This window comes from Streptosporangium minutum, from assembly GCF_002149035.1.
In the GTDB taxonomy this organism is placed as follows: Bacteria; Actinomycetota; Actinomycetes; order Streptosporangiales; family Streptosporangiaceae; genus Streptosporangium; species Streptosporangium minutum.
This window is the reverse complement of sequence record NZ_NGFP01000426.1, coordinates 1-3,714: the sequence shown is the minus strand read 5'-3', so window position 1 is coordinate 3,714 and position 3,714 is coordinate 1. Positions and strand designations below refer to the sequence as shown.

The window sequence follows — 3,714 nt, the reverse complement described above, 5'->3', positions numbered from 1 at the left end:
CGCGTCGGATGTATCAACCAAAGGAATCCGTCCCCCACCGAAGGCGGGTTGGACGGGGTTGTGCTTCATGCACTGGCTTTTAACACACTGTTGAGTTCTCAAGCAACGGACGCGTTCTCCATCTTCCCGGCCAACTGGCCCGGCGTCCGGTGCGTTTCGTTCGTTCCGTTGTGTCTTTATTCTTTCAGGCCCGCTTTTTCGTGTCAAACCGGCCCGTTCGGAGCCACTTGACTTGATCTAGCTGGTCTTACCGGAATTCCGACCGCCCCGTCTCCGGAGCAACCCTTCTAACTTACTCCATTGTCCGGTTCGTGTCGAATCGGACCCCATCGAGACACAATGATCTCAATGAGTGGATGTGATCAGAGAGGGTTCCTGAGATCTTGGCGCTGCCGCCGACTCCCTCAGGCCTGGTGAACTTTATGGACCCCGGCCCACCTCGTCAAATCGATCGTGTCGACCGGGACTGACGGCCGGTCAGCGGGGCAGTGTGGCGGACATCGTCGCGACGATCACGCTGACCAGTCCCTCGACGACCTCTGCCCGGTCCACCTCGGGGTGCTCCAGCCACCAGTCGCCGGTGGCCTGCACCATGCCGACGAAGGCGTGCCCCAGCACCTGGGCGCGGACCGGATCGGGGACCGCGGACTCCGCGGCGATCACCGCGCCGAGCTCCTCGCCGAGGCTGCGCACTATCGCGGTCATCTGGGAGTGAGTCCGGCTGTCCTCGGCGCCGGCCCGGTGGAACAGGAAACGGTAGAGGTTGAGGTTCGCGGCGATCATGTCGAGATAGGCGGTGATGGTCGACCGGGCACGACTGCGCAGGTCCGTCCTGTCCCGGTCGAACTCCGGGCGCAGCAGGCCCACCACGATACGGACGTGCCGGTTGGCGAGAGCCTGGTAGAGCCCGCTCTTGTCGCCGAAGTGCCGGTAGAGGATGGGTTTGGTGATCCCCGCCTCGGCCGCGATCGAGGCCATCGACGCCTCCGGCCCCTCCCGCCGGATCACCCGGTCCGCGGCGTCCAGCAACGCCCGCCGCCTGTCGGGATCCCGTCCGCTCACCGCTCTTCCCCTCTCAGAGGGAAACAGCATAGGCGTGAGAGATCCGAAGGCGGATCACCGCTCCGGCGGAGTGGCGGAAGCAGCGCGGGAGCGGAGACGGAAAGTCCCTGAAAAAGGGGCTTACGCATATCCAGCACGCTTCCGGGCAGGGAGAGACCTCCGTCCGGGAACGTGCCACACGGGGGCGGGACCAGTTGAGAAGGGGGCTCTCAATTGTCGGAGAAGATGCGCGGGACGGTCAGGCGCGGGGCGCTGTGGCTGCTGCGGGGGCTCAACCGGAGACGGGCGCGGCGTGCGCCCGCGCCGGACACGGGAACGGTCCGCATCCTGCTGCAGCACGCCTACGGGATGGGCGGGACCATCCGGACCGTGCTCAACCTCGCCGCGTACCTGGCACGGGAGCGCGATGTGGAGATCGTCAGCATGGTCCGGGCGGCGCAGGAGCCCTTCTTCCCGATGCCGCCCGGCGTGCGGGTGTCGTTCCTGGATGACAGGACCGCGCCCCGGGGCTGGATCGCCCGGCTGCTGTCACGCTTTCCGAGCCTGCTGATCCCGGAGCAGGAGAACGTCTACCACGCGCTCACCCTCTGGACCGACCTGCGCCTGGTCGCCTTCCTGCGGTCCATGCGCACCGGCGTGGTGATCTCCACCCGGCCCGGGTTCAACCTGATCACCGCGCTGTTCGCGCCTCCGGGGGTTCTTACGGTCGGCCAGGAGCACGTGGCCCTGGACGTCCACTCCCCCGAGATCCGGCGGCTCATCAAGAGGCGATACGGCAGGCTGGACGCCTTCGTCACCCTCACCGACGCCGACCTGCGCCAGTACGCCAAGACGCTGCGGGCCGATCCGCCGGGACGGCTGCTGCGCATCCCCAACGCCCTGCCCCACCTGGCCGGTGACATCTCTCCCCTGGAGGAGAAGGTCGTCATCGCCATCGGCAGGCTGGTGCACGCCAAGGGCTTCGACCGGCTGGTCAGGGCGTGGGAACACGTCGCGGCGGCGCATCCGGACTGGGTGCTGCGCATCTACGGCGGCGGTACGGCGAAGGCCGAGACGAAGCTCCGCGCCAGGATCGAGGACGCGGGCCTGGCGGACCGGGTGTTCCTGATGGGCAGCTCTCCGGAGATCGGGGTCGAGCTGGCCAAGTCGTCGATCTACGTCGTCAGCTCGCGCTACGAGGGGTTCGGCATGACGATCCTGGAGGCGATGAGCAAGGGCGTGCCCGTGGTGAGCTTCGACTGCCCGCACGGCCCCAGGGAGATCATCACCGATGAGCACGACGGGCTGCTCGTGCGTACCAAGAAGGCGCAGGATCTGGCCGAGGCCGTCTGCCGCCTGATCGAGGACCGGCGGTTGCGCGGCACGCTGGGCGGCAACGCGGTGCGCACGGCCGCCCGCTACGACCTCGACGCCGTGGGCGCGCAGTGGGACGCCCTGCTGGCCGATCTCGCCGGTGACGCGCCGCCTCCGCCTGAAGTCCGGTGATCCAGCCCGCTGTCACCAGAAGGACCGCGGGTACCGGAAGGGCCGCGGGCACCGGAAGGACCAGCGTCACCGGAAGGACCGCACCCGCCGGAAGAAACGGCGTCACCGGGAGACCGCCGTCACCGGGAGAGCCACGCGGGGCGGGCCCGCCGGGCAGGTGCGTGGATCGCCCTACCGGCCGGGCGGATCACCTCCGCCCGTGGAACGCCCGGAAGCGGCGACCTTCGTCGTCATAAGTCCGGTAATCTGCCGATCTCTCCAGGAGGTGGCGGGTGGCCGAAGCAGGTGCCGTGACGGTGCCGGGCTACGAGGTGTCCGGCGTGCTCGGGCAGGGCGGTTTCGGAATCGTCTACCGAGCCAGGCAGTTGGCGGTGGAGCGCGAGGTCGCGCTCAAGGTCGACAACCGGGTGCTGGTCTCGGAGCGGGACAGGCGCCGCTTCATGCGCGAGGTCACCTCGGCGGGAGCGCTCTCCGGACACCCGCACGTCGCCCACGTCTATGACGCCGGGGTGCTGCCCGACGGCCGGCCGTACATGGTGCTGGAACTGTGCCCGGGCGGGTCGCTGCTGGACCGGATGCGGGCCGAGGGGCGGCTGGCCCCGGCCGAGGTGGCCGACATCGGCGTCCGGATCGCGGACGCGTTGTCCGCCGCGCACGCCGCAGGGGTGCTGCACCGCGACATCAAGCCCGCCAACATCCTGATCAACCGGTACGGCAACGTCGTGCTCTCCGACTTCGGCCTGGCCACCATGCCGTCCGCGGGCGGCGAGGTCTCGGTGACGCGCGAGTCGCTCACCCCCGCCTACGCCCCGCCCGAGGCGTTCGAGCTGACCGAGCCCACCGCCGCCGGGGACGTCTACTCCCTCGCCGCCACGCTCTACGCGCTGCTGTCGGGCCGCCCGCCGCGCTTCCCCGAGAGCGGCGTGGCCAACATCGCCGTCATCATGGCCCTGCACCGCCTGCCCGTCCCCGAGATCCCGGATGTGCCGGCGGAGCTCACCGAGGTGCTCCGGCAGGCCATGGCCACCGACCCGGCTCGGCGCACCCCCTCCGTGGCGGCACTGCGGGACGCCCTCACCGACCTCCGTCTGGACCGTGCCGCCCAGGCGTCCCGGCCGGCCGCCCCGCGTCCGGCTCCCTCCGCCGCTCCCCCCGCCTTCACCGCTC

3 protein-coding genes are annotated in these 3,714 nt (G+C 69.6%); 2 read left to right on the top strand and 1 reads right to left on the bottom strand.

The genetic code is table 11. The features are described from left to right. Window positions 1–477: 477 nt before the first annotated feature. A complete protein-coding gene (locus CA984_RS43050; protein ID WP_086579039.1) occupies window positions 478–1,062 on the bottom strand; it encodes a TetR/AcrR family transcriptional regulator in 585 nt (194 codons plus the stop codon). A 213-nt stretch (window positions 1,063–1,275) separates the two neighbouring features. Here CA984_RS43050 and CA984_RS43045 point away from each other — a divergent pair, with 213 nt between their 5' ends. Both CA984_RS43045 and CA984_RS43040 read left to right on the top strand, forming a co-directional pair. Next, window positions 1,276–2,547 carry a glycosyltransferase family 4 protein gene (locus tag CA984_RS43045; protein WP_242676491.1) on the top strand — a complete coding sequence of 424 codons (1,272 nt, stop codon included), beginning with the start codon at window positions 1,276–1,278 and terminating at the stop codon, window positions 2,545–2,547. 272 nt (window positions 2,548–2,819) lie between these two features. Continuing rightward, the coding region (locus CA984_RS43040; protein WP_207621265.1) for a serine/threonine-protein kinase at window positions 2,820–3,714 on the top strand (895 nt) is incomplete at its 3' end.